Raw genomic sequence first — 1374 nt, 5'->3', positions numbered from 1 at the left:
TTTTTCTAATCTCTCTATTAATTTAGTAGAAGTGACTTTGAAATATGCAGTGAAATAGTATCCTCCTTTAACTTCCTCTAACTTTAAGACATCTACTTCATCGTTAACATAGCCTCCTAATTCAATGTTAGCCTTTCCCTTCCAGACCTCACCTAAAACGTTTTCATCTCTAACTCTACTTACGATTTCTAATAAGTCTAGCTCGCCATCACCCCTAGAAGGGAAGTATCTGATGTTAAGGAATGGACCGAAATCCTTGGTAGGAACTGAGTCGGACTTCTCTTCTAATTCCACTTGTAATCTAAACATTAAGTTTCCTCCCCTGATCGTGTAGCCTCCTAATTTCAACCCTTTCCCTGGCTTATTATATTTAGGCAATAAGGGATGAAGCTTGGTCATAGCTATCTTAGCTATTTTCTTTGGATATCCATCTAACCAGCCTCTAACTAAAGCCCAATCCTTATCAACCCACATGAATGGGAAAAACGTGTAGTAATTGTCATTGAACTTGACCTTTACCGCTATAGCCCACTCCATGTATTGGGTTAACTCCGGTTCTTCGTAAAGCATATCTAAGTTTCTCTCACTAGTAGATATTATGCTAGCGATGTAAATCCACCCCTCCCCATCTTCAACGTCTAATGGTTTTGGTATGAAATCCAGAATTGAATTAACGTTAAAATATACGTGAGCCGATATGTTTTCAATTCCATAAATCCAAGGTGGTGGTGGTACTAAGGAAGACTTCCCAGAAGTTGAAAGTGGAGCGGTAAAAAAATACTCTTCTTTCTCCATTTCATTTCCCCTAAATTTCACTTCCCAAGTTTTTGTCTGATTAATTCCCTTAACTCTGGGTCTACCCTGTCTTTAGGTACTGGACTACCATCCCAGAAAGCCTCCTTAACGTGACCCCAGTAATATAACCATCTGTACTCATCCTCTTTAGTGTCCCACACCACTGGCTCCCAGTCTGGCACAACGTTTATATACCCTCCATGTAGGAGTTCTATTACGTTACCTCCTGGCTCTTTTACGTATAATGAATGGCTATCAGTTATACCATGTCTTAATGGTCCACCAACTATTTCTACACCATAATCACTATAGAAGTCTGCAGCTCTCAATATATCATCAGCGTAATCTACGTTGAAAGTTAGGTGATTTAATCTTCCCGGAACACCAGAAGGATCTAGACTAATAGCCATATCGTGTGCGGTACCATTAAAGGCTCCCCAGTAGGCTATCCTTTGATCTCCCTCCTTCAATATTTCAGTTACATGCCAAGTTAATGACTTAAACAAGTCAACAGTACTCTTCAACGCGTTTGGATCAAAGGCGAATATGAATACGTGAGCTAAATCCCCAGCCTGAACA

2 protein-coding genes are annotated in these 1374 nt (G+C 40.0%); both read right to left on the bottom strand.

Features of this window, described 5'->3' with window-relative positions:
• Positions 1-795: acetoacetate decarboxylase family protein (locus DMP16_RS09910; protein ID WP_143577193.1), on the bottom strand; the 795-nt coding region annotated here is incomplete at its 3' end.
• Positions 796-812: 17 nt separating this feature from the next.
• Positions 813-1374 (bottom strand): VOC family protein (locus DMP16_RS09905; RefSeq protein ID WP_185957862.1); only part of this gene is annotated, 562 nt, incomplete at its 5' end.

The sequence above is a fragment of the Sulfolobus sp. B1 genome (assembly GCF_007050195.1).
Taxonomy (GTDB): domain Archaea; phylum Thermoproteota; class Thermoprotei_A; order Sulfolobales; family Sulfolobaceae; genus Saccharolobus.
This window is presented reverse-complemented; position numbering and strand designations above follow the sequence as displayed.